We start from the raw sequence: 21,928 nt of genomic DNA on the forward strand, positions 1-21,928 counted from the left end.
TGAGGGCCGCGGCCCCCTAAAACGACCGGACGGCGCTGACACGCCGCCTGGCAGCGGTCTGGGTCCGGGACCCTTAAGTGCCGTACGGCGAAAGGCGTCGGTACGTGACTCGTCCGTTACGCCGAACAGCGGCGTTCTCCCTCGTCTCGCTGCTGTCACTCGCGTCCGGGGTGCTCGAGGAGTACACAGCGGTGCCGTTCGTCGCCGTTGCCATCGGCGCTTCGCTCGTCTCGAAGGGGAAACTCTTCGACGCGTTCGCCACACACCGGGACCGCGCCGAGGACACGCTGTACACGCTCATCGCCTTCAGTCTCACCGGCGCCGGACTCGCGCTGTTGCTCCCGACGTTCGACCTTCCCGTCACGGTGTTCGTCGCGACGATGCTCACCGTGGGCTTCGGCGACCTGGGGCGGCGGGCCGTCCTGGAGGTGCGCCAATCGGCCGTCGCCGGCGTCGCCGGTTTCGTGATCCTCGGGGGGACCGCCGCCTTCGCGGGCCAGGTCGCCATCAGCACCATCCTCGGGGTATTCTCGACGAGTGCCTTTCCCGAGTTCCTCTTCGTCGCCTCGAGTGCCGCGCTGCTCGGGGCGCTCCTGCGCTCGATGTTCACCCGCCGCGACGACCCCCTCGTGCTCGTGATCATCGCGCTCTCGCTCTGGCTGTTCGCCGACCTCACCGTCGCAGTGGGCTGGGAGCGGATCGTCGTCGCGATGGCCATCGCCGTCGTGTTCGGCTACCTCTCCTACGCCCTCGAGACGGCCTCCATCCCGGGGATGCTCACCGGCGTGTTCCTGGCGCTGCTCGCCGTCGTCCTCGGCGGCTACGGCTGGTTCGCGGTCCTCATCGCCTTCTTCGCCATCGGCGGACTGGCGACGAAGTACCGCTACGAGGAGAAACTCGAGCGGGGCGTCGCCGAACCCAACGAGGGAGCGCGGGGGACCGGAAACGTGCTCGGGAACTCGCTGGCCGCACTCGTCGCGCTCCTCCTGTTCGCGGCGCACGCCCGCCTACCCCTGCCGGGAGCGGCGTTCGCACTCGCGTTCACCGGTAGCGTCGCCACCGCTCTCGCCGACACCTTGTCCAGCGAGATCGGTGGGCTCTACGATAAACCGCGTCTCGTGACGACCCTGCGACGGGTCGAACCGGGCACCGACGGCGCCATCACCTGGCAGGGTGAACTCGCCGGCCTCGCGGGAGCGGCGGTCATCGCCGCCATGACCATCTGGCTGTTCGACTACCCACCGGCGTTCGGCCTCGTGGTGATCGCGGCCGGGTTCGTGGGCATGACGGCCGACAGCGTCGTCGGCGCCACCATCGAGGGGTCCGTCGTCGGGAATCAGGCGGTGAACTTCATCGCCACGAGCGTCGGTGGCATCGCTGGTGGCCTCTTCTACCTGCTCGCGTTCGCCTGAGAACCGGTCAGGCGGTGACCTCGGCAGCGGTCCGAACCCGCACGCTCGTCGGTTGTTTGACGAACGATCCTCGCTCGCTGCCCACGACCTCCCTGACCCCGCGCTGGGCCGCGACGTCGACGAGCCGCTGTGCGACCTCGCCGTCGAGGACCACTGCCCGCGGAACGGTCTCGGCGTCCCGGAGCGTCTCGAAGGCCGCCCCGGCTGCCACCTCGTCGATGACGTCCATCGCGTCGTCGAGGAGGCGAGCGCGACCCGAGCCCATCACCGCGGCGACGTGGTCGCCGAGGGTGCCACCGACGTCCGTTGGGGGTTCAGACGGCCCCACTGGCGTGTCTTCGGCCGTTGCGGAGGGCTCGGACGTCCCGTCTTCTGTGTCACCTGCCGACGCCGCCACGGGCTCGTCCGTGGCTTCGTCGACCGAGTCCTCGGCGGGAACGGGGCCCGTATCGCCACCCGGTGCGACGGTCTGGGCGTCGGACTGGGGTTCGTCGACCGGCGGCGCTGGAGACGGACTCCCGTCGGTCGCCGCGGCTTCGTTGTCGGCCTCGGCGTATCGGTCCGCCGTGACCTTGTTCCGGAGCGCCACGTCGACCTCGGCCCGGGAGAGGTCCTCGACGGATGTTCCCTCCGGGGCGACGGCGACGTAATCGAGGTCACCAACCTGAGCGAGTTCGCGACGGATCAGGTCGCCGCCACGGTCGCCGTCGAGGAACGCGGTGACGGTCTTCCCCCGTGTCAGGTCGGCCACCGCCTCGGGGACGTTCGTCCCCTCGACGGCGATGGCGTTCTTGACGCCGAACTTCAGCAGGGTGAGGACGTCCGAGCGGCCCTCCACGACGATGATGGCGTCGCTCGATTCGACGTTCGGCCCGGCCGGGAGGCCGGCGTACTCCGTGATGTCCTCGACGCGGATACTCTCGCGAACCTCGTCGAGGATGGCGTCGCTGTCCATGACGCCTTCGTCGAAGGCCGTCGCGAGGAGTTCCTTCGCCCGGTCGACGACCGCACGGCGTTTCGCCGCGCGGACGTCCTCGATGCGCGAGACCTCGACGGCGGCGTGCGAGGGGCCGATACGCTCGATGGCCTCCAGGGCGGCCGCCAGCGTGGCCGTCTCGACGCGGTCCAGGCTGCTGGCGATGGTGATGTCACCGACGGACTGGCCGCTCTCGTGGCGGACTTCGACGTCGATGCGACCCAGCTTCGAGGACTGCTGGAGGTCGCGGATGTCGAGGTCGTCGCCGAGCAGGCCTTCCGTCTGGCCGAAGACCGCGCCCACGACGTCGCTGCGCTCGACGACGCCGTCGGCGAGGAAGTCGGCGTGGATGAGATATTTCGCGGTGTCCTCCATCGTCAGCTATCCCATTGTACTAGGTGTCGGCGGCCGGAAATAGCTGTCGTCACCGTGGGACGAACGGACGACGGAACGACCGCAGTGCACGGCGGGGAGTCCCCGAACCGGTGGCGAGAGAGCGTCGTCACTCGGCCGACGGACCGGCGGTGGGCGACCGACCTCACGAGAACGACCGGTCGGTGAGCCTTTCCGAAGAGATTATTTCTTCAATATGCAAATTTGAACGGTAATAGTAACACTTATTGGCGCATCGTCGATATTTCGCGTAACGATGAAGCTTCGTTCGCTGGCGTGGGCGACCGCCTTCGCCCTGTTGGTGGCACTGGCGATCCCATGGTTTCTCTGGGGGTCGAGTCGGGTGATCGCCGGACTCCCGGTCTGGCTCTGGTGGCACATCGCCTGGATGCTCCTGGCCGCCGTCGTCTTTCGCTCGTTCACCCGACGAGCGTGGGGGCTCTGGATCGTCGAGAATCCACCAGACGATAGCGGCTCGGGCGACCTCCGAGGTGGGCATCCGTGAATGCCGGACTCGAGATTGGCATCATCGTCGGCTACCTGCTGGTCGCACTCGCGGTCGGCCTCGTCGCCTACCGAGTGACCGAACGGACGGCGGAGGACTACTTCCTCGCGAGTCGTACCTTCGGCACCGTGGTCCTGCTGTTCACCGTCTTCGCGACGCTCCTGTCGGCGTTCACGTTCTTTGGCGGGCCGGACAACGCCTACGCGCTGGGACCCGAGTGGATCCTCGTCATGGGGTTGATGGACGGCATCATCTTCGCCCTCCTCTGGTACGTCGTGGGCTACAAGCAGTGGTTGCTCGGCCAACGTCACGGCTACGTCACCCTCGGCGAGATGCTCGGAGACCGGTTCGCGTCGCTGGGACTCAGGGGGCTGATCGCCGTCGTCTCGTTGTTCTGGCTGTTCCCGTACGTGATGCTCCAGCAGATCGGCGCGGGCGCCGCCATCGCCGGGTTGACCGAGGGGGCCGTCCCGTTCTGGGCCGGGGCGACCCTCATCACCGGCTTCATGATCGTCTACGTGGTCCTGGCCGGGATGCGTGGCATCGCCTGGACGGACACGCTCCAGGGCGTCTTCATGCTCTCGATGGTGTGGCTGGCGCTCGCGTGGGTGCTGGTCGCCGTCGACGGCGGCATCGGAACGATCAACGCCGGCATCCAGGAGCAGGTGCCCGGCTTCTTCGCCCTGGGCGGTGGCGCCTACACCCCGCAGTTCATGCTCACGTTCGCCATCTCCATCGCGTTCGGCGTGGCCATGTTCCCGCAGATCAACCAGCGATTCTTCGCCGCGTCCTCCGAACGGGTGCTCAAGCGGTCGTTCACGCTGTGGCCCGTGCTCGTCTTGTTGCTGTTCGTCCCCGCGTTCCTGCTCGGGACGTGGGCGGCCGGACTGGGAATCGAGGCGAACGTCGGCGCCGGCGAGAGCGTCCTGCCCCTCGTCCTCGCCGAGTACACGCCGGCGTGGTTCGCTGCCCTGGTGATCGCGGGCGCCATCGCGGCCATGATGTCCTCCTCGGATTCGATGTTGCTGTCGGGGTCGTCGTACTTCACCCGTGACGTCTACCGTCCCTTCGTCGACGAGACCATCTCGGATCGGGGCGAGGACCTGCTCGGTCGCGCCGGCGTCGTCGTCTTCGCCGTCGGCGCGCTCGCCGCGAGTATCTGGGCCGAAGGCGGTGGCATCGGCGCGGCGACCGTCGGATCGCTCCTGGTCGACATCGGCGACCTCGCCTTCGGTGGGTTCGCACAGTTGACCCCCGCCGTCATCGTCGCGCTCTACTGGCGAAAGACCACCACCGCGGGGATGTACGCCGGCGTGCTCGTTCCCCAGGGGGTCTACCTCGCGTTCAACTTCCTGCCGGAGACCGTCGTCGCCGGCGTGCCCCTCTTCGCCGAAGCCTATCTCGGATGGGGAATCTCGCTGTACGGGATGATGCTCGGCCTCGTGGTGACTGTCGCCGTCTCGGCAATGAGCGCCGCGGGCCCCGGCGAGCGAATAGACCAGTTCTTCGACCTCCAGGGGAACGACCGGTAATGCAGACCCATATCATCCCCGTCGGGTTCGATTACGACCGCCTCATCGCCCCACTGGTCAGAGACCACGTGTCCGTCGACCGGGTCGTACTGCTCCAGGGCGCCGTCGGTAGCGAGGCGAACGTCGAGTACTCCGAACGCATCGCCCGAAAACTCGAGGCCGACTTCACGAACCTGCTCGGCGCGACGACCGAGCGGATGACCATCGAGGACGTCTACGACTACGACACGGCCTTCGAGCGGGCGTTCCGTCGTATCGAGGCGGAACTCGACGAGGGGAACGAGGTCTGGGTGAACGTCTCCGCGATGCCCCGGACGGTGAGTTTCGCGTTCGCCACGGCCGCCCACTCCGTGATGGTCGAACGGGAAGCGGACCGCGACCGCATCCACACCTACTACACGGCCCCCGAGAAGTACCTCGAGACCGAACTCGCGGAGGAGCTACGCGAGGAGATAGCGCTCCTCGAAGACCTGCTGGCGGCGGCCGGGGAGGGAGGATCGGTCGCCGTCGACGAGAACCGGATCGACGAGCGACTGCGAACGGCCCGCGACCTCCTGACCGAGTTCGACGAGCGCGGGACGACCATCGGCGCGAAATGCATCGACGACAGTCACGTCCTCGAACTGCCCGTCGCCTCGTTTGCCAACGTGAAACCGTTCGAGGAGCTCATCCTCTACACGCTCGGCGAACACGGCGAGTTCGAGAGCATCTCCGACCTCGCGGAGACGCTCGCGTCGGAACTCGGCGAGGAGTACACCGACAGCTTCCGGTCGAAGGTCATCTACAACGTCGACCGTCTCGGCCCCGGTGGCATCGGCTACGTCGAACGCGAGGAACACGGGAAGTCCTACCGCATCAGTCTCTCGCGGATCGGACAGCTCTGGGTCCGCTCGCACGCCGAGCAGTGAGCGCGGCCGACCCGTCGACCATCAGTTCTCGGCCAGTTCGAGACGCGTGACTCGGGTCGCGAGCGCGAGGAACGTAGCCAGGACGGTGAGCACGACCGCCCAGGCGGCCGCCAGGTCGTGGACGGCGAGCGTGTGGTCCTGGACGCCGCCGACGAACTCCGCGCGGATCCAGGTGTGGTGGACGTCGCCGAACAGTGGGACGAAGTAGTCCACCACGTCGTTGAACAGGTACCACCCGACGGCGACGGCGACGGCCCGGACCGAGAACGTGGCGTACCGGTGGATGATGAACGCCTCGAGCGCCATCGCGAGGTGACTCCAGATGAGGAACTGGTAGAGCCAGGTGGCGAGGCCGCCCTGGCCGTTGAGGACGACCTGCACGAAGGGCGTCCAGAGGCCAAGTTTGAGCAGGCCGACGAAGGCGAGCGCGTGCACCCAGTCCGCGTCGAGGTCGAGTTTGAAGGCGATCAGCGAGACGGCGATGAACAGGGTCGCCACGGGGCTGTCGGGGATGAACGGCCAGGCGAGGGGATTGGCGGCCGCGAACTGGGCGCGGTAGTACCAGAAGCCGAAAGCCGTCCCGGCGAGGTTGACGGCTGCGATGAGCCACGCGAGACGGAGTCCCAGATCCTCGAGCGCCTTCGGGAGGGGCGCGACGTACCACGGCAACGGATCGCGCTCTGGGAGCATGTCCCCAGGATACACCCGAGCGGTCAAAGCCGTACTGGTCGCGGCCAGAACGGGGAGTCAGCGCGGTCAGTCCTCGTACTCGTCGTCGCCGGAACTGATGCTGTAGAAGGGGAAATCGGCCGACCGCGAATCGAAGCGGTCGAGGGCGAACGGGTCGTGGGGAATCGACGCCTCCTCGTCGAGGAGGAGTTCCCGAGCGACCGTCGCGGTCACGGGGGCGGTCATGACGCCGCGGCCGTGGAAGCCCGTCGCGACCACGAGACCGTCTGGGCCCTCGTCGGGTGCGTCGACGATCGGTCGCGTGTCGGGCGTCGCCGCGTCGATGCCGGCCCAGCCGTCCACGAAACCGGCGCGGTCGAAGTCGTCGAGGAACGTCGGGACGAGGGACGCCACGTGGTCGCGGAATGCCTCGTCCTCCTGTCCGCTCGCGCGCTCCGGGTGGTCCTCGGCGAACGAGTAGCCACCGACCACGAGGTCGCCGTTGACCTCCGGTCGGAAGTAGACGTGTCGCCCCGGTATCCACCCCATGGGGAAGGAGTCGTCCATCGGTGGCTCCGGTTCGAGGACGACGACCTGGGTCCGGTAGGGCCGTATCGGCAGTTCGAGGACGTCCTCGAGGAGGTCCCGGGTCCGCCAGCCGGCGGCCACGACGACCTGGTCGGCGTCGATCCGGCCCGTTGCGGTCCGGACACCGGCGACGGCCCCGTCCTCGACGCGGACGTCGGTGACCGTACGGCCAGTCTCGACTGTCGCACCCCGGTCTTCGGCGTCGTTCTGTAGTTCGACGGTGAGCGTGTACGGATCGAGGAAGCCGGTGTCCTCGTGTCGGACGACCCCGGCGTACTCGTCGAGGGAGAGTCGGGGATGCTCGGTCGCAACGGTGTGCGGTTCGCGGAAGGAGACCGGAAAGCCCGCCTCGGACAGTCGGTCGGCACGCCGGCGCGCCTCATCCTCCCGATCCGTCGGGACGAGCTCCACGCTGGGCCGCTCGTGGAACGAGAACGCGCCGGTCCCGTCGTAATCGCGGAAGAAGGCCATCGCGTGGTTCGCGATGCCGGGGACGTCCGAGTAGGAGGGCGTCATCGTCACCTCGCCCGCGGCGAGCGCGGTCGCGCCGCCCGTCGCGATCTTGTCCCGTTCGATGACGAGGACGTCCAGGTCCGGGGCGACGGAGCGGGCGATGGCACAGCCAGTGACGCCACCACCCACGACGACGAGGTCGACGTCCTGGTCGGTCATACGGACCGCGTTCCCGAGACCGGAGTGGGTACTGGACGCCAGCGGTCATCTCGGGTGAGTGCGACGCGGGGACCATGGACTCGACGCGACTGACTCTCGCGACGCCATCCCACGCCCCGTTCCGCGCTGTCCTGGTCCGACATCGTCACTCGTATTCGTGGTCGACCTCGCGGAAGGCCGCCTCCGCAATCTCGAGGGCCTGGTCCACGTCCGCCTCGGTGTGCGAGTACGAGGTGAAAAAGCGTTCGCCCTGGTGGGGATTGCCGAACAGGGCACCGCGAGCGGCCCCCTCTTTCCACCAGTCGGCGAACCGCTCTTCGTTGGCGTGCCAGGTGTCCCGGTACCGGTGGATGTCGTGATCGGTCATGTAGACCTGGCCCATCGACCCGATGTGCTGGACGTTGACCGGGACGCCCACGTCGTCGGCCACCTCCTGCAGGCCGGTGAACAGTCGGTCGCCCAGGCGGTCGATGTGCTCGTAGACGTCGTTGTCCTGGATGAACTCGAGTGTGGCGAGTCCCGCGGCCGCCGCGACCGGGTGACCGTTGTAGGTTCCGCCGTGGAACGCCGACGTGCGCCACTTCTCGGCCTCCGTCTTCTCCGGCGGGATGATCTCGGCCATGATGTCCTCGCGGCCACCGAAGCCGGCGACCTGGTAGCCGTTGCCCACGGCCTTCGCGAAAGTGGTCATGTCCGGCGTGATACCGAACCGGCCCTGGGCGCTCTGGGGGCCGAGTCGGAATCCGGTCATGACCTCGTCCCAGATGAGGACGATACCGAGTTCGTCGGTCAACTCGCGGAGGAACTCGTGATAGTCGTCTCGCGGTTTCAGACAACCACACGAGAACATCACCGGTTCGATGATGACCGCCGCGAGGTCGTCTGCCTCCTCGCGGAGGAGCCGTTCGGTCGCCGCCTTGTCGTTGAACGGGAAGGGGACGACGAGATCGCTGATGGCGTCCGGGATGCCGGTTCCGTACGGGACGGCGTTCGGTTCGTCTGCCGGTCCGAGTGCCGCCTCGCTGGCGTAGACGGACTGGAGTGCGTAGTCGTGGGCCCCTGCGTAGCCACCTTCGGGTTTGGCGATCTTCTCGCGGCCCGTGTACGAGCGCGCGACGCGGAGCGCGTGCATCGTCGCCTCGGTCCCGGAGTTGGCCATCCGGACCATCTCGATGCTCGGGGTCATCTCCCGCACGGTGTCCATGAACTCGATGGCCACGGATTGGGGCATCGCGGTCACGGTCGCCTTCTCGACTTGCTCCTGGACCCGTTCGGTCACCGCCGGGTGGTTGTGTCCCAGGATGATCGGGCCGAGTGCCAGCAGGAAGTCGATGTACTCGTTGTCGTCCCTGTCGTAGAGATACGGTCCCTCCGCCGATTCGACGTAGAAGGGGTACGGGTCGAACGAACGAACGTTCGACTCCACGCCGAGTGGCGTGACCGAGGACGCCCAGTCGTGGTACTCCTGGCTCTCCGGGGTCCGGTCGGTCAATGGGGTGTCGTGGTCGTGTTGATTGTCACCCAGGCTCATCACCGCCACCGATGGGAGGGAAGTCAATAAATCTTTGGTGAGCTTGTCTCGAATCCGAAAGTATTCTGTCAACCAGCCGGAGGAGAGCAAAAACGTTCCGTTAGAGAGGAGAACGTTCCAGCGGCAGGACGAGTCCTTTGAGTCCACCGCCGGTCTTCGCGATCTCGCGCATCGGCAGTTCGTGCACCTCGGTACAGGAGTTTCGGAGTGCCTCGGCGGTTACCGGGTTACCGGACGGAAGCAAGACGGTCCCCGGTTCGATGACGACCGTGCTCGTCGCCCGGTTGCGCTGTTCGCGCATGGGAACATCGATCGTCTCGATGCCCCGGTCGTGGAGCAACGAGACGAACTCGTCGGGGACCGCCTGTGGGTAGACGAGGGCCTGATCGACGTCGACCATGGAGAACACGAGGGCGAGGTGGGTCTGTCCCGTCGACTCGGTACTCCCGAAGATGGGGACCTCGACGATGTCGATGTCGTAGGTCTCGAGGACCGTGCGGACCTGCCGAATCCCTTCGGCATTCGTGGTCCGTGAGCGACCGATCGCAACGGTCTCCTCGTCGATCCAGACCATGTTGCCCGCCTCGAACCCCCCGGGGCCGTGGACCGTGTGGTAGATGGGGATACCCAATTCCACGACCCGTTCCGTAAGCCAGCGTTCCTCGCCCTGGCGGGTCGCCTCGACCATCTGGCCGATGACCATCCCCCCTTCGATGGCGAATCCAGCGTCGCGGACGAACAGCGATTCGGCCAGCACCTCCCCCGCTGTCTCGAGACGGTGCACCGTCACCCCGTGGTCTTCGAGCACTTCGACCAGCCCAGCGTGCTCCTCGGCGGCCCGTTCCTGGCGCGGGAGCCCGTCCCAGTTCCAGGCGTCAGGGTCGACGACCGTCTTGAACTCCGGGCCCGGTTCGTGGACGAGCGCGTGCTCGAGGGAACCGATCTCGGTGCGGACGGAGGGGGTCAGGTCCCGGGCCGTCATACGCCCTCGAGGTTCAGCGAGTGGTCCTCTTTCACCGATCGGAGCGCCACGTCTGTCGACGTGTCCCGGACGCCGTCGTAGCCGCCGACGGTCGTGAGTAACTCGGTCAACTCGCTGCGCTCACGCACACGGACTTTGAGGAGGAGGTCGAAGTCACCGGTCACCTCGTGGATCTCCTGCACGTCGGGTTCCTCGGCCAGTCGCTCGGCGACCGACGAGAATCGGCCCGGGTCCGTCCGCACGTGCACGAATGCGACCTGATCGATGTCCAACAGCTCCGGTTCGAGCACGGCCCGGTACTCCTTGATGTACCCGTTGGCCTCGAGTGAATCGACCCGTTCGTGGATGGTCGCGTTCCCCATCTCGAGACGTCGAGCGATCTCCGAAAGCGCGGTCCGACCGTCTGCCTGTAGAATTTTGAGGATCTTGACGTCGACGTCGTCCATATCCGCTAGCCGACCGGGATCCCCATGGGTTTTACCGTACGACACGCTCGGTCACTGGCCGGGACTACGCGAGGGCGCCGGATAACTTTTGCCCAGTGTCCCGTATCTCCGAGAAAGTCACGGAAATATCCCTTCGAGGGAAAACATATTTGAGCCCTGCCCCGAGAACACACACCAGAGTAGTATGGCAAGTCGAACCACGTCACACACCGGGCAGGCGGAGACGGACACGGGCTCGCTGCGTCGTCGAATCCAGCGAAGCGAGTGGCTCGGGCCCGTCGTGACCCTGCTACCCAGCGTTTTCTGGCTCCTCGTGTTCTTCCTCGTCCCGCTCGCGGTCATGTTCTACTACAGCTTCGGCGAGACGGGGCCGTTCGGGCAGGTGCTCGTCAGCGCTGAGTACCTGGGCATCCAGCAGTACGTGCAGTTTTTCGTCCCCAGCGAGGTGTCCGCGCTCGCGGCCGTCTGGCACACCGTCGCGTGGATACTGGAGGGACTGCTCCCCTTCGAGGCCCAGTTGGCGGCGACCGACCCGACGCCTTACATCCAGTTGACGATCAAGAGTATCGGCTACGGCATCGTGGCGACCGTCGTCTCATTCGCCGTCGGGTATCCAGCGGCCTATTACATCGGTCGCGTCGCTCCGGAGGAGTACCGGGACCTCCTGTTGGTCCTCGTCATCCTGCCCTTCTGGGCGTCCTTTCTGGTCCGCATCTACGCCATCCAGTTGCTCCTCTCCCGAGGGAGTTTCCTGATGGAAGGCCTGTCGTTGCTCCCGTTCGTCGAACCGGGACTCCGGTTGATGAACACGCAGTTCGCGGTCATGCTCGGTCTCGTGTACATCTGGATCCCGTTCATGATCCTCCCCGTCTACACCAGCATCGAAGAAATCGACTTTACCCTTCAGGAGGCGGCCATGGACCTGGGGGCAGACCGTGCGTCCGCGTTCCGTCGGGTCATCTTCCCGCTCTCGATGCCGGGAGTCGTGGCCGGGAGCATCCTCGTGTTCATCCCGAGTGCGGGATCGTACGTCATCCCGGAACTCCTCGGCGGTCCGGATAGCCAGATGATCGGCAATTTCATCGCAAACCAGTTCGGGAGCGCGATGAACTGGCCGCTGGGCGCCGCGGGGTCGTTCATCCTGATGGCCGTCATGCTAGGTGCCATCGGCTTCTACATGAAATTCGGCGAGAGTGGTGATCTCGCATGAGCACCGCAACTGAGCCAACCGTGGGTCAGCGGATCAAGCGCATGCGCTCGCGGGTCTTCGAGCAGGGAACGGTCCTCCTGTCGCTGGAGGCGCTGTTCCTCTACCTCTTTCTCTACGTGCCCATACTGGTGGTCATCGCCCTCTCGTTCAACGACTCCCAGTACGTCCTCGTCTGGCAGGGCTTCACGATCGAGTGGTGGCAGGCCTTCTTCAGTGGACAGACGGTCGCGCGAGTGGACCCCGCCGTGGCCTGGGTGGCGCTCCTCAACTCGCTGAAAATCGCCAGTGTCACGGTCGTCGTGAGCACGGTCTTCGGAACCATGCTCGCCTTCGGCCTGGACCGCTACGACTTCCCCGGAAAGGGCCTCCTGCTCGGGACCGTCTACATGCCGATCATCATCCCGAGCATCGTGATGGGCATCTCGCTGCTGATCTTCTTCAACATGGTCGGCATGAGCCTGGGCATCGGAACGGCCACCATCGGCCACATCGCCTTCGACATCAGTTTCGTGGCCGTCGTGGTCGCCGCGCGGTTACAGAGTTTCGATCGGACCCTCGAGGAGGCCGCCCAGGACCTCGGAGCGAACCGACTCGAGACGTTCCGCTACGTCACGTTCCCCGCTATCAAACCGGGCGTCATCGCGGGTGCGTTACTCGCGTTCGCCATGAGTTTCGACGACTTCGTCGTGACCTTCTTCATCATCGGCAACCAGAACACGCTCCCGATATTCTTCTTCTCGAAGGTCCGCATGGGCGTCACGCCGGGCGTCAACGTGATCGCTGCCGCGATCATCATCTTCTCCATCGCCATCGTGGCCCTCGCCCAGCGATACGAAGGGCCGATCTGGTGACCGGAAAAATTTTGGCAATTGTAACGTTTTTCCGCAATAGTTATTAGAGAAGGGGCCTTTGACTCGAAAGAGTTGGCGTGATACACATGGACAAGCAAGGAACCAACTCGGCGCGTCGGCGGACCTTCCTCAAAGTAACTGGCTCGATCGCCACGGCGGGACTGGCAGGGCTGGCTGGCTGTTCCGGGGGTGGGGATGGTGGCGGGACGGAAACCACCAGCAGCAGCGACGGTGGTTCTGGGGACTCCACGACGGTCGATGCGGACGCAGAAGACCTGCGTGAGGAGTACGATCTCGCAGAACTGGACTACGAACTCGAGGACGAGTTGAACATCTTCCAGTGGAGCGACTACTGGGGAGAGGACATCATCCCGACCTTCGAGAAGGTCTTCGGGGTGACTGTGAACGTCTCCAACTTCGCGTCGAACGAGGAGATGTTCAACAAACTCAAAGCGGGTGGGACCGGGCAGTACGACCTGGTGTTCCCGAGCGACTACATGATCGGGACGATGGCCGAGCAGGGCGTCATCCAGGAACTCGACATGGACAAGATCCCGAACTACGAGAACGTGGCCTCGAAGTTCTCCGATCCGTCCTACGACCCGGATCCAGGGACCTACTCGGTCCCCTATCAATGGGGGACCTCGGGGATCGGCTGGACGACCGAGATGTTGGGGGACACCGAGTTGAACACGTGGGACGCGATGTGGAACGACGACTACGCCGGCGAAATCACGATGATGAACGACATGCGCGAGACCATCGGTGCGGCGCTCAAACGCCGGGGATACTCTTTGAATACCACGGACCCCGAGAAGATCGAGGAGGCCAAACAGGACCTCATCGAGCAAAAAGAGCTGTTGCTCACCTACGACTCCTCGAACTTCGAGGTGAAGTTGATCAACGAGCAGGCCAGCCCCGTTCACGGCTGGTCCGGGGACATCTTCCGGGCCTACTGGGAGACCTACGAGGACGATTCCTCGCCGGTCAACTACCGGGTCCCCGAGGAGGGCGGCGTCGTCTGGGTCGACAACGGGGCGATCACCGCAGAGGCACAGCACCCCAACGCGGCCCACGCCTTCATCAACTACTACTCGAACGCGCGCGTCGCGGCGGCCATCACGAACTGGACGTACTTCGGTAGCCCGAACGAGGCCGCGGAGGAGCACATCTACGAAGAGATCTTGGAGGACCCGGCCATCTATCCGCCAGACGACGTCATGGATAGCCTCGAGTACATCGAGAACGTCGGTGACGCACGGTCGCACTACAGCGAAGCCTGGACCGAGATCCAGAACGCCTGAATCCACCACATGCACGACGTAGACGTCCACCTCGACGGCGTGACGAAGAAGTACGGCGACCTCCTCGCCGTCGACGACGTAAATCTCACCGTCGAGGAGGGACAGTTCCTCACCCTCCTCGGGCCGAGTGGCTGTGGCAAGACGACGACGCTCAGGTTGATCGCCGGCTTCGAGTCGCCCACGCGCGGAGCGGTCTCCATCAGCGGCGAACGCGTCAACGAGGTCCCGCCGTTCGAACGGGACACGAGCATGGTGTTCCAGTCCTACGCCCTCTTCCCCCACATGACCGTCGGGGAGAACGTGGCGTTTGGCCTCCAGATGCAGGGGCTCCCGGCCGAGACGGACGGCGGGACGGCGACCGAACGGACGAGTGGCATCGCCGGGTCGCTCAAACGGCTCGTCTCGCGCCACGGAAGCGAAGAGATAGACGCCCGCGTCGCCGAGGCACTCGAACTGGTCGAACTGCCGGACACCCAGGATCGGCCCATATCGGAGCTCTCCGGCGGCCAGCAGCAACGCATCGCGCTCGCACGGGCGCTCGTCACCGAACCGACGCTGCTGTTGCTCGACGAACCGCTGGGCGCACTCGACCTCAAACTCAGAAAGCAGATGCAAGTCGAGTTGAAGAACCTCCAGGAGGACCTGGGGATCACCTTCGTCTACGTCACCCACGATCAGGAGGAGGCGCTGACGATGAGCGACGAGATCGCGGTGATGAACGACGGCCACCTCGAACAGCTCGGCACGGCCACGGAGATCTACGAGGAGCCGGCCAGCGAGTTCGTCGCCGACTTCATCGGCGAGACGAACATCGTCCGGGGAACCTACGCGGTCGACGGCGGGACGCCCGTCGTCGAGTCCGATGGCGACACCTACGCGGTGCCCGAGACCCCCGAGGCGAGCGGCGAGGTGTCGTTCGCCATTCGGCCCGAGAAGATCCGCATCGGTCAGGAGGCGGCGGGAGCGGACAACGTCGTCGAGGGAGCGGTCGTCGACGAGATATACAAGGGGAACCTGGGCAAGTTCGTCGTCCACCTCGAGAACGGGCAGGAACTCACCGTCGACATGCAGATCCGCGACCAGGGGGAGTACCTCTCCGTCGGGAGCAACGTGACGGTCGGCTGGGACGCCGACAACGTGGTCGTCCTGACTCGATGACGATTGGTCGGTGGCGACGGGAGGTGTCGAAAAGCGGCTGCACAGGCCGTATACGTCGTATTCTGTCCGATTTCCGGCAGGTTTTTCGAGTGGTTATTAGTGGGAGGACAACGTAGCCCAACCCGGATGTCAACAGAGAGCACATCGACCTCGGCGGTTCCCCAGCTACGATATCTGCTGCGCGTGAACCTCTCCGAGGGAACGATCGAAACCGAGGAGGTCCCCGAGACGTACCGGGAACGATTCATCTCCGGAAAAGGGCTCGGCGCAGCGCTTCTCATGGACGAGACCGAACCGGGCGTGGACCCGCTCTCCCCCGAGAACCCGCTCTTTTTCATGTTCGGGCCGCTGACGGGGTACGCGCCGGGTACCTCCCGGTACGCGGCAGTCACGAAGTCACCGCTAACGGGGACGTACGTCGACTCGTACTCGGGCGGACACTTCCCCGCGATGACGCGGTATTCGCTCCCAGAGTACCTCGCCATCGTGTTCGAGGGGGCTGCCGACGACCCGGTCTACCTCGAGATCGACGAGGACGGCTCCGCGTCGCTCGAGGACGCAACCGACCTCTGGGGGATGGACACCGAGGAGACCGCTCGCCAGTTCGAGGGCAAGCGCACGAAGACCGCAGCCATCGGGCCGGCGGGTGAGAACCAGGTCAAATTCGCCACGATCACGAGTGACGAGGGGACCCACCACGCCGGTCGCGGTGGCGTCGGCGCGGTGATGGGGTCGAAGAACCTGAAAGCGGTCGTCTCCCACGGCGATTCCCCCTTCGACACCGACGCTATCCGGCAGAAGAAGGGCGAACACACCAAACGGCTGGGAACCAGCGACGACGTCGCCTGGGCCCGCGATGGCGGGACCCAACTGGTCCCGGACTGGACCCAGGAGGTCGGCGCACTCCCCTCGCACAACTGGACGAAGGGGACCATCGAGGACATCGACGATCTCAACATCGACGCCTTCGAGCCGGGGCACGTCGGCGTCGACTCCTGTTCGGGCTGTCCGGTCGCCTGTGGCCACGTGACCGACTTCTCGGGAACCGAACTCGACGGCGCGTTCCCGGACGCCCACGTCGACTGGGGGCCGGAGTACGAGACCATCGGCATGATGGGCGCCAACACGGACATCACCGACGTCACCGGGGTGACCGAACTGGCCCGCACCGCAGACACGCTCGGCATGGACACGATCACCCTCGGCAACGTCATCTCGTGGGCGATGGAGGCCTCGGAGAAGGGGCTCATCGAGTACGACATCGAGTTCGGCGACGCCGACGCCGCGAAGCGACTCGTCGAGATGGTCGCCAGCCGCGAGGGCGTCGGCGACGCCCTCGCGGAGGGAACCCGACGCGCGGCCGAAGAACTGGCTGACGGTGCCGACGCGGCCCGCGAGGCCGCCGTCGAGGTCAAGGGTCTGGAACTGCCGGCCTACGATCCCCGCGCCTCGTTCAGCATGAGTCTCGCCTACGCGACCTCGGATCGGGGTGCCTGCCACCAGCGCGCCTGGCCCATCGGCACCGACGCCCTCGGTGGCGACCGCGACCCGTTCGGAACGGAGGGCCACGCCGACGCCGTCATCGACGACCAGGACGCGAACGCACTGACCTACAGCATGGTCGCGTGTGATTTCACCGGGTACAATTTCGAGTACGCCGCCGAGTGGCTGAACGTCCTTGGCTACGACGTCACGGCCGCGGAACTCGAGACCGTCGGCGAGCGAGCGTGGAACATGACCCGTCTGTTCAACGTCCGCGAGGGCTTCGACCGCGACGACGACACCCTCCCCGAGCGTTTGACCGTCCCGACCGAAGACGCGGGACCGGCGACGGGCAAAGCCCTCGACCAGGAGACCTTCGAGACGATGCTCGAAGAGTACTACGAGAAACGTGGCTGGACAGACGAGGGCATCCCACAGGCGGAGACGCTCTCGCGACTCGACATCGAGGACGTGGCCCCGGCCTCGGTCGCCGACTGATGCGGCCGCCTGTCACCGGACGGGCGACAGAATTGCGTCGGTCCTCCGGGTGACGTGTCGAAGTATTTTCTGAATTTTACGCATTCTGTAGAAAGATTTTTCGTGCGGGCCGCCATTGGTGTGAGCGACACACGCATGCGACAGCGCTACATGGACGGGAAATGGGCCGACGCCGACACCTCGACGGGTTTCGAGGTCCCCTCACCGGGCACCAGTGGAGTTCTCGATACGGTACCGGCCGCGGCGCACGTCGACGGAGAAACGGCGGTCGCAGTCGGGCAACGGAGGAGACGAACTCGGGGCCGTCCCCAGGTGCACGGTGTCACGATACACGACGAACACGACTGATATGAAAGTCACAGCACTCGGTGGTTGCGGCGCAATGGGCCGTGCCACGGCATGGGATCTGGCGGAGAATAGCGCGGTCGACGACCTCCTCATCGCGGACGCGGACATCGAGTCCGCCGAGGAGTTCGCGGCCGAATTACCCGGCGACGTCGATACGGCACAGGTCGACGTCACGAACCACGAGGACCTGGTCGCCGTCATCGAGGACAGCGACGTGGTGGCTAACGCGCTGCCGTACCTCTTCAACACCGACGTCATGGAGGCCTGCCTGGACGCCGACGCCGACTACCTCGACCTCGGTGGCCTCTATCACGTCACCCAGGACCAACTGGAATACGACGCGGACTTCGACGAGGCGGACCTCGTCGCGGTCCTCGGGATGGGCGCGAGTCCCGGGATGACCAACGTCGCAGCCGCGAAGGGCGTCGAACAACTCGACGAGGTGGACGAGGTCCACATCCGCACCGGCGCGAAGGGCGGCGCCGAAGGGTTCGCGTACTCCGCGAAGACCATCCTCGACGAACTGACGATGGAGCCCATCGTCTACGAGGACGGCGAGATCGAGACGCTGCCGGCCCTCTCCGGCCGCGAGCGCTACGAGATGCCCGACCCCGTCGGCGAGGTGGAGGGCTTTCACAGCATCCACTCGGAACTCGCGACGATGCCGCACACCTTCGACGGCGTCGACACGGTCGACTTCCGGGTCGCCTTCGCCCCGTCGCTGGTCAACATCGGCGAGGTGCTCATCAATCAGGGGCTCACGAGCGAGGAGGAGGTCGAGTTCGCGGGCGCGACGTTCAGCCCGCGGGAGTTCATCGACTGGTACTTCGACCAGCAGCCCGCGCCGGACGCCGTCGAGGAGTGGAAGTCCTTCCGCATCGACGTCGAGGGAACGAAAGACGGCGAACCAGCACAGTACCGGTACACCGTGGTCGTCGAATCGCGCCTCGACGACTGGGGACTCAAAGCGACCGCCGTCTGGACCGGCGTCCCGATGGCGGTGGGCGCGCAGTTGCTCGGCGAGGGGGAGGCGCTGACGACCGGCGCGAAGGCTCCCGAAGAACTCTTTGACCCCGGACAGTTCATCGACGAGCTGGCCGACCGAGACATCCATATCGAAGCGGAGCGCATCGAGTGAAATGACACGAGATATCGACGCCCTCACCCAGGTCGAAGACGGTCGGCCGCGGAACTACGTGGGTGGCGACTGGCGTGCGACCGACGGCGATCCCGGCCAGGACGTGGTCGACCCGGCGACGGGAGCGACTATCGCCCGGACACCGTTCGCGACAGAATCCGAGGTCGACGAGGCGGTCGAGACGGCCCGTGCGGCCTTCGATGATTGGCGGTCGACCCCCGTCGAGCAGCGGATCCAGCCCCTGTTCGAATTCAAGGCGCTGCTGGAGGACCACCAGGATAGCCTCGCGGAGACGCTGGTCCGGGAACACGGTAAGACGAGAAAAGAGGCCGCTGGCGAGCTTCGACGGGGTATCGAGAACGTCGAGCGGGCCATCGGCATCCCCTCGGCGATGCAGGCCGGGCACCTCCAGAACGCGGCGCCTGGCATCGACGAGACGGCCGTACGGAAACCTCTCGGAGTGTTCGCGGCGATCACGCCGTTCAACTTCCCGGGCATGATCCCGCTGTGGTTTCTCCCGTACGCGGTCGCGACCGGGAACACCTTCGTCCTCAAGCCGAGCGAACGCACCCCGCTCACGGCGGGCCGGTTGTTCGACCTCCTGGACCAGTCCGGGTTCCCCGATGGCGTGGTCAATCTCGTCAACGGCGGACCCGACACGGTGAACGCCATCCTCGCCCACGACGGCGTCGAGGGCGTCTCCTTCGTCGGATCGACGCCCGTCGCGAAGCACGTCTACGAGACGGCGGCGACACACGGCAAGCGCGTCCAGGCGCAGGGTGGCGCGAAGAACCACGTGGTCGTCGCCGAATCGGCCGACCTCGAGTTCGCCGCCGAGCAAACCGTGGGTTCGGCCTTCGCCAACTCCGGGCAGCGCTGTCTCGCGAACCCGACGGCGGTCGTGGCCGACGCCGTCTACGACGAGTTCGTCGACCTGGTCCTCGAGGAGACCGAATCCCTCGAGGTCGGTCCCGGACTCGAGGATGGAACCGAGATGGGACCGCTGATCACGACCGAGCATCGGGCGACCGTCGAGGACTACATCGAGACCGGCATCGACGAGGGTGCCGACCTCCTCCTCGATGGCCGCGAGTGGACGTTCCCCGACCAGCCAGGGGACGGTCACTACCTCGGTCCCAGCGTCTTCGCGGACGTCACTCCCGAGATGACCATCGCGCGCGAGGAGATATTCGGGCCCGTCCTCTCGTTGATCCGGGTGGACGACCTCGACGAGGCGTACGACGTCGTGAATCGAAGCGAGTTCGGGAACGCGGCGAGTCTCTTCACCGATCGGGGGGCGGACGCGAAGCGGTTCCGCCACGAGGTCGAGGCTGGCAACCTCGGCGTGAACATCGGGACGGCCGCGCCGATGGCCTTCTTCCACTTCGGTGGCTGGAACGACTCCTTTTTCGGCGACCTCCACGCCCAGGACGAGGACGTCATCCGCTTTTACACCGACGAGGCGGTCTACATCGAACGCTGGCCGGACGCCTGAATCCGGTCGGTGGACCTCGGGCTATCGGGGTGGGTTTGGAACACGGGGGAGCGTCGGCGCCGTGGGCGGAGAGCAGCGATGTGCGAGGGAGTGGTCCAGGAGAGCAACTGTGGCGAGCAGGTGGCGCGGGACTTCGGTGAGGTGGCCGTTCTGGTCGGGGATGGTCGTCGCGAGACGGTGCGCCACACTCCAGCCGTGTTCGTCCCGCGCTGGTGACTACGTGATACCGCTGGGTGGCCGGGGCTCGGTATTTCAACCCTGGCCCACACAGGAGCTATCGAGTGGATAGTTCGAGCCTGCCCTGGACGGCGTGTCGAGGTGGACATTCGTCCGCGCACCAGCGCACTGACGGGATGATTTCTTGAAATCGTGGAGAAATTCGAATGTGGCCGGTCGCGTGTCACCATGTGACATATAATTCCTAGTATCTCCTAGTAGCCGACGCCGTCTGCCGGTTTTGGCCATCTGGTTCGTCACAGGAATTCCCAGCGGACTGGCAAGGACGCTGTACGGTGGACACGTTTATATAGGAGGGCCCGTTTGAGTCTGGTACGATGTCGCAAGACGACATGCCCGGGGCAACCACGGGCGATCGAGTTCTTCCAGGGCACATTAGCCCAGCGTAGCGAGTTCGAAACGGTCCGGATCTTCGATACGACACTACGTGACGGCGAACAGACGCCGCGGACGTCATTCGATTACGACGACAAGCGCGAGATAGCGGCAGTGCTGGACGAGATGGGGACCCACGTCATCGAGGCGGGGTTCCCGGCCAACGGCGACGCCGAATTCGAGGCCATCCAGGACATCGCCGCGGCGACCGAGAACACGGTCGCGGGACTGGCACGCGTGGTCGAGTCCGACGTCGAGGCGGCACTCGACGCGGGCGTCGACATGGTGCACGTGTTCGCGAGTACCAGCGACGTCCAGATAGAGGACTCCATGCACGCTACCCGCGAACAGGTGATGGACCGCTCCATCGCGGCGGTCGAACAGGTAGTCGACGCCGGCGTGGAGGTGATGTTCTCGCCGATGGACGCCACGCGGACCGACCGTGAGTACCTCGCGGCGGTCGTCGAGGCGGTCGACGAGGCGGGAACCGACTGGATCAACATCCCGGACACGACGGGCGTCGCCAGCCCGTCGCGGTTCGCCGACCTGGTGGCCTTCGTCGACGAGCACGCCGACGCTCGCATCGACGTCCACACCCACGACGACTTCGGCATGGCGACGGCCAACGCGGTCGCAGGCGTCGAAGCCGGTGCGGACCAGGTCCAGGTCTCGGTGAACGGCATCGGCGAACGGGCAGGCAACGCGGCCTACGAGGAGGTCGTGATGGCCGCCGAGAGCGTCTACGGTGCCGACACCGGCATCGATACGACTCGTATCATGGAGCTCTCCGGAATCGTCTCGGCGAAAAGCGACGTGCCGGTCCCGGTCAACAAGCCGGTCGTCGGCGACAACGCCTTCGCCCACGAGAGCGGTATCCACGCCGCCGGGATCATCGAGAACGCCGACACCTTCGAGCCGGGCGTCATGACTCCCGAGATGGTGGGAGCGGAACGGAGCGTGGTCCTGGGCAAACACACCGGGACTCACGCCGTCCGCCAGCACCTGGAGGAGGCCGGCTACGATCCGACCGACGCGGAGGTACGGGAGGTAACCCGCGAGGTCAAAGACTACGCCGCCGAGAAGCAACACGTCACCGCTCGGGACCTCCACCGATTCGCCGCCGACGTCGGCGTCGAGAAGGAAACGGAGACCCAAGAGGTCCGCGCCTGATGGCGGCCACCGGGAGGAGGTGTCTGACCGCAACGGTTAAGCGTCAGC

General features: G+C 65.6%; 20 protein-coding genes. 14 read left to right on the forward strand and 6 right to left on the reverse strand.

Annotated features, from left to right (window positions below):
* Positions 1 to 104 precede the first annotated feature (104 nt).
* Positions 105 to 1,412, forward strand: coding sequence for a DUF92 domain-containing protein (locus HSRCO_RS12240; RefSeq protein ID WP_259517926.1), 1,308 nt, complete (start codon positions 105 to 107; stop codon positions 1,410 to 1,412).
* Positions 1,413 to 1,419: 7 nt separating this feature from the next.
* On the opposite strand, the gene dnaG is transcribed toward HSRCO_RS12240, so the two are convergent.
* Positions 1,420 to 2,763, reverse strand: coding sequence for a DNA primase DnaG (gene dnaG, locus HSRCO_RS12245; protein ID WP_259517927.1), 1,344 nt, complete (start codon positions 2,761 to 2,763; stop codon positions 1,420 to 1,422).
* Positions 2,764 to 3,037: 274 nt separating this feature from the next.
* Here dnaG and HSRCO_RS12250 point away from each other — a divergent pair, with 274 nt between their 5' ends.
* From HSRCO_RS12250 to HSRCO_RS12260, 3 genes are read left to right on the forward strand one after another with little or no spacing between them, the layout of a single operon-like run.
* On the forward strand, positions 3,038 to 3,286 hold the full coding sequence (locus HSRCO_RS12250; protein ID WP_259517928.1) for a DUF3311 domain-containing protein: 249 nt from the start codon (positions 3,038 to 3,040) through the stop codon (positions 3,284 to 3,286).
* Entirely contained in the window at positions 3,283 to 4,818 is a 1,536-nt protein-coding gene (locus HSRCO_RS12255; RefSeq protein WP_259517929.1) for a sodium:solute symporter, read from the forward strand. Before HSRCO_RS12250 ends, HSRCO_RS12255 begins: the two co-directional genes overlap by 4 nt.
* A complete protein-coding gene (locus HSRCO_RS12260; protein WP_259517930.1) occupies positions 4,818 to 5,726 on the forward strand; it encodes a DUF6293 family protein in 909 nt (302 codons plus the stop codon). The genes HSRCO_RS12255 and HSRCO_RS12260 overlap by 1 nt, the downstream gene beginning before the upstream one ends.
* Positions 5,727 to 5,747: 21 nt before the next feature.
* Here HSRCO_RS12260 and HSRCO_RS12265 read toward each other — a convergent pair whose 3' ends face one another.
* The 5 genes from HSRCO_RS12265 to HSRCO_RS12285 form a co-directional block, all read right to left on the reverse strand.
* Complete coding sequence (locus tag HSRCO_RS12265; RefSeq protein ID WP_259517931.1) at positions 5,748 to 6,416, reverse strand: DUF1405 domain-containing protein; 669 nt, start codon at positions 6,414 to 6,416, stop codon at positions 5,748 to 5,750.
* 66 nt (positions 6,417 to 6,482) lie between these two features.
* On the reverse strand, positions 6,483 to 7,655 hold the full coding sequence (locus HSRCO_RS12270; protein WP_259517932.1) for an FAD-binding oxidoreductase: 1,173 nt from the start codon (positions 7,653 to 7,655) through the stop codon (positions 6,483 to 6,485).
* Between the two features lie 145 nt (positions 7,656 to 7,800).
* Entirely contained in the window at positions 7,801 to 9,186 is a 1,386-nt protein-coding gene (locus HSRCO_RS12275; protein ID WP_259517933.1) for an aspartate aminotransferase family protein, read from the reverse strand.
* 100 nt (positions 9,187 to 9,286) lie between these two features.
* Positions 9,287 to 10,168 carry a dimethylarginine dimethylaminohydrolase family protein gene (locus HSRCO_RS12280; RefSeq protein WP_259517934.1) on the reverse strand — a complete coding sequence of 294 codons (882 nt, stop codon included), beginning with the start codon at positions 10,166 to 10,168 and terminating at the stop codon, positions 9,287 to 9,289.
* Positions 10,165 to 10,614 (reverse strand): Lrp/AsnC family transcriptional regulator, encoded by a 450-nt coding sequence (locus tag HSRCO_RS12285; protein WP_259517935.1) that lies wholly within the window; start codon positions 10,612 to 10,614, stop codon positions 10,165 to 10,167. Before HSRCO_RS12285 ends, HSRCO_RS12280 begins: the two co-directional genes overlap by 4 nt.
* Before the next feature lie 184 nt (positions 10,615 to 10,798).
* On the opposite strand from HSRCO_RS12285, the gene HSRCO_RS12290 reads away from it, so the two are divergent.
* The 10 genes from HSRCO_RS12290 (at position 10,799) to HSRCO_RS12335 (ending at position 21,880) form a co-directional block, all read left to right on the forward strand.
* The gene (locus tag HSRCO_RS12290; protein ID WP_259517936.1) at positions 10,799 to 11,824 is read left to right on the forward strand and encodes an ABC transporter permease; all 1,026 of its coding nucleotides are present in this window, start codon (positions 10,799 to 10,801) and stop codon (positions 11,822 to 11,824) included.
* Entirely contained in the window at positions 11,821 to 12,675 is an 855-nt protein-coding gene (locus HSRCO_RS12295) for an ABC transporter permease (RefSeq protein WP_259517937.1), read from the forward strand. Before HSRCO_RS12290 ends, HSRCO_RS12295 begins: the two co-directional genes overlap by 4 nt.
* 86 nt (positions 12,676 to 12,761) lie before the next feature.
* Positions 12,762 to 13,979 (forward strand): spermidine/putrescine ABC transporter substrate-binding protein, encoded by a 1,218-nt coding sequence (locus tag HSRCO_RS12300; protein ID WP_259517938.1) that lies wholly within the window; start codon positions 12,762 to 12,764, stop codon positions 13,977 to 13,979.
* Between the two features lie 9 nt (positions 13,980 to 13,988).
* Complete coding sequence (locus HSRCO_RS12305; protein ID WP_259517939.1) at positions 13,989 to 15,137, forward strand: ABC transporter ATP-binding protein; 1,149 nt, start codon at positions 13,989 to 13,991, stop codon at positions 15,135 to 15,137.
* A 126-nt stretch (positions 15,138 to 15,263) separates the two neighbouring features.
* Positions 15,264 to 17,117 (forward strand): aldehyde ferredoxin oxidoreductase family protein, encoded by a 1,854-nt coding sequence (locus HSRCO_RS12310; RefSeq protein ID WP_259517940.1) that lies wholly within the window; start codon positions 15,264 to 15,266, stop codon positions 17,115 to 17,117.
* A 120-nt stretch (positions 17,118 to 17,237) separates the two neighbouring features.
* On the forward strand, positions 17,238 to 17,465 hold the full coding sequence (locus HSRCO_RS12315) for a hypothetical protein (protein ID WP_259517941.1): 228 nt from the start codon (positions 17,238 to 17,240) through the stop codon (positions 17,463 to 17,465).
* Between the two features lies 1 nt (position 17,466).
* The gene (locus tag HSRCO_RS12320) at positions 17,467 to 18,603 is read left to right on the forward strand and encodes a saccharopine dehydrogenase family protein (protein ID WP_259517942.1); all 1,137 of its coding nucleotides are present in this window, start codon (positions 17,467 to 17,469) and stop codon (positions 18,601 to 18,603) included.
* A gap of 1 nt (position 18,604) precedes the next feature.
* Positions 18,605 to 20,098 carry a CoA-acylating methylmalonate-semialdehyde dehydrogenase gene (locus HSRCO_RS12325; protein WP_259517943.1) on the forward strand — a complete coding sequence of 498 codons (1,494 nt, stop codon included), beginning with the start codon at positions 18,605 to 18,607 and terminating at the stop codon, positions 20,096 to 20,098.
* Between the two features lie 78 nt (positions 20,099 to 20,176).
* On the forward strand, positions 20,177 to 20,314 hold the full coding sequence (locus tag HSRCO_RS12330) for a hypothetical protein (RefSeq protein ID WP_259517944.1): 138 nt from the start codon (positions 20,177 to 20,179) through the stop codon (positions 20,312 to 20,314).
* A gap of 324 nt (positions 20,315 to 20,638) precedes the next feature.
* Positions 20,639 to 21,880 carry a LeuA family protein gene (locus tag HSRCO_RS12335; protein ID WP_259517945.1) on the forward strand — a complete coding sequence of 414 codons (1,242 nt, stop codon included), beginning with the start codon at positions 20,639 to 20,641 and terminating at the stop codon, positions 21,878 to 21,880.
* Positions 21,881 to 21,928: the final 48 nt, after the last annotated feature.

Origin of the sequence: Halanaeroarchaeum sp. HSR-CO (assembly GCF_024972755.1) — an archaeon.
GTDB lineage: Archaea > Halobacteriota > Halobacteria > Halobacteriales > Halobacteriaceae > Halanaeroarchaeum.

What these genes read in the sequence shown, in the direction of transcription:
- HSRCO_RS12260 (WP_259517930.1), top strand. Translation starts at nt 4,818, where the DNA reads ATGCAGACCCATATCATCCCCGTCGGGTTCGATTACGACCGCCTCATC.
- HSRCO_RS12270 (WP_259517932.1), bottom strand. Translation starts at nt 7,655, where the DNA reads ATGACCGACCAGGACGTCGACCTCGTCGTCGTGGGTGGTGGCGTCACT.
- HSRCO_RS12325 (WP_259517943.1), top strand. Translation starts at nt 18,605, where the DNA reads ATGACACGAGATATCGACGCCCTCACCCAGGTCGAAGACGGTCGGCCG.
- HSRCO_RS12320 (WP_259517942.1), top strand. Translation starts at nt 17,467, where the DNA reads ATGAAAGTCACAGCACTCGGTGGTTGCGGCGCAATGGGCCGTGCCACG.
- HSRCO_RS12290 (WP_259517936.1), top strand. Translation starts at nt 10,799, where the DNA reads ATGGCAAGTCGAACCACGTCACACACCGGGCAGGCGGAGACGGACACG.
- HSRCO_RS12250 (WP_259517928.1), top strand. Translation starts at nt 3,038, where the DNA reads ATGAAGCTTCGTTCGCTGGCGTGGGCGACCGCCTTCGCCCTGTTGGTG.
- HSRCO_RS12275 (WP_259517933.1), bottom strand. Translation starts at nt 9,186, where the DNA reads ATGAGCCTGGGTGACAATCAACACGACCACGACACCCCATTGACCGAC.
- HSRCO_RS12285 (WP_259517935.1), bottom strand. Translation starts at nt 10,614, where the DNA reads ATGGACGACGTCGACGTCAAGATCCTCAAAATTCTACAGGCAGACGGT.
- HSRCO_RS12295 (WP_259517937.1), top strand. Translation starts at nt 11,821, where the DNA reads ATGAGCACCGCAACTGAGCCAACCGTGGGTCAGCGGATCAAGCGCATG.
- HSRCO_RS12330 (WP_259517944.1), top strand. Translation starts at nt 20,177, where the DNA reads ATGTGCGAGGGAGTGGTCCAGGAGAGCAACTGTGGCGAGCAGGTGGCG.
- HSRCO_RS12280 (WP_259517934.1), bottom strand. Translation starts at nt 10,168, where the DNA reads ATGACGGCCCGGGACCTGACCCCCTCCGTCCGCACCGAGATCGGTTCC.
- HSRCO_RS12305 (WP_259517939.1), top strand. Translation starts at nt 13,989, where the DNA reads ATGCACGACGTAGACGTCCACCTCGACGGCGTGACGAAGAAGTACGGC.
- HSRCO_RS12265 (WP_259517931.1), bottom strand. Translation starts at nt 6,416, where the DNA reads ATGCTCCCAGAGCGCGATCCGTTGCCGTGGTACGTCGCGCCCCTCCCG.
- HSRCO_RS12310 (WP_259517940.1), top strand. Translation starts at nt 15,264, where the DNA reads ATGTCAACAGAGAGCACATCGACCTCGGCGGTTCCCCAGCTACGATAT.
- HSRCO_RS12300 (WP_259517938.1), top strand. Translation starts at nt 12,762, where the DNA reads ATGGACAAGCAAGGAACCAACTCGGCGCGTCGGCGGACCTTCCTCAAA.
- dnaG (WP_259517927.1), bottom strand. Translation starts at nt 2,763, where the DNA reads ATGGAGGACACCGCGAAATATCTCATCCACGCCGACTTCCTCGCCGAC.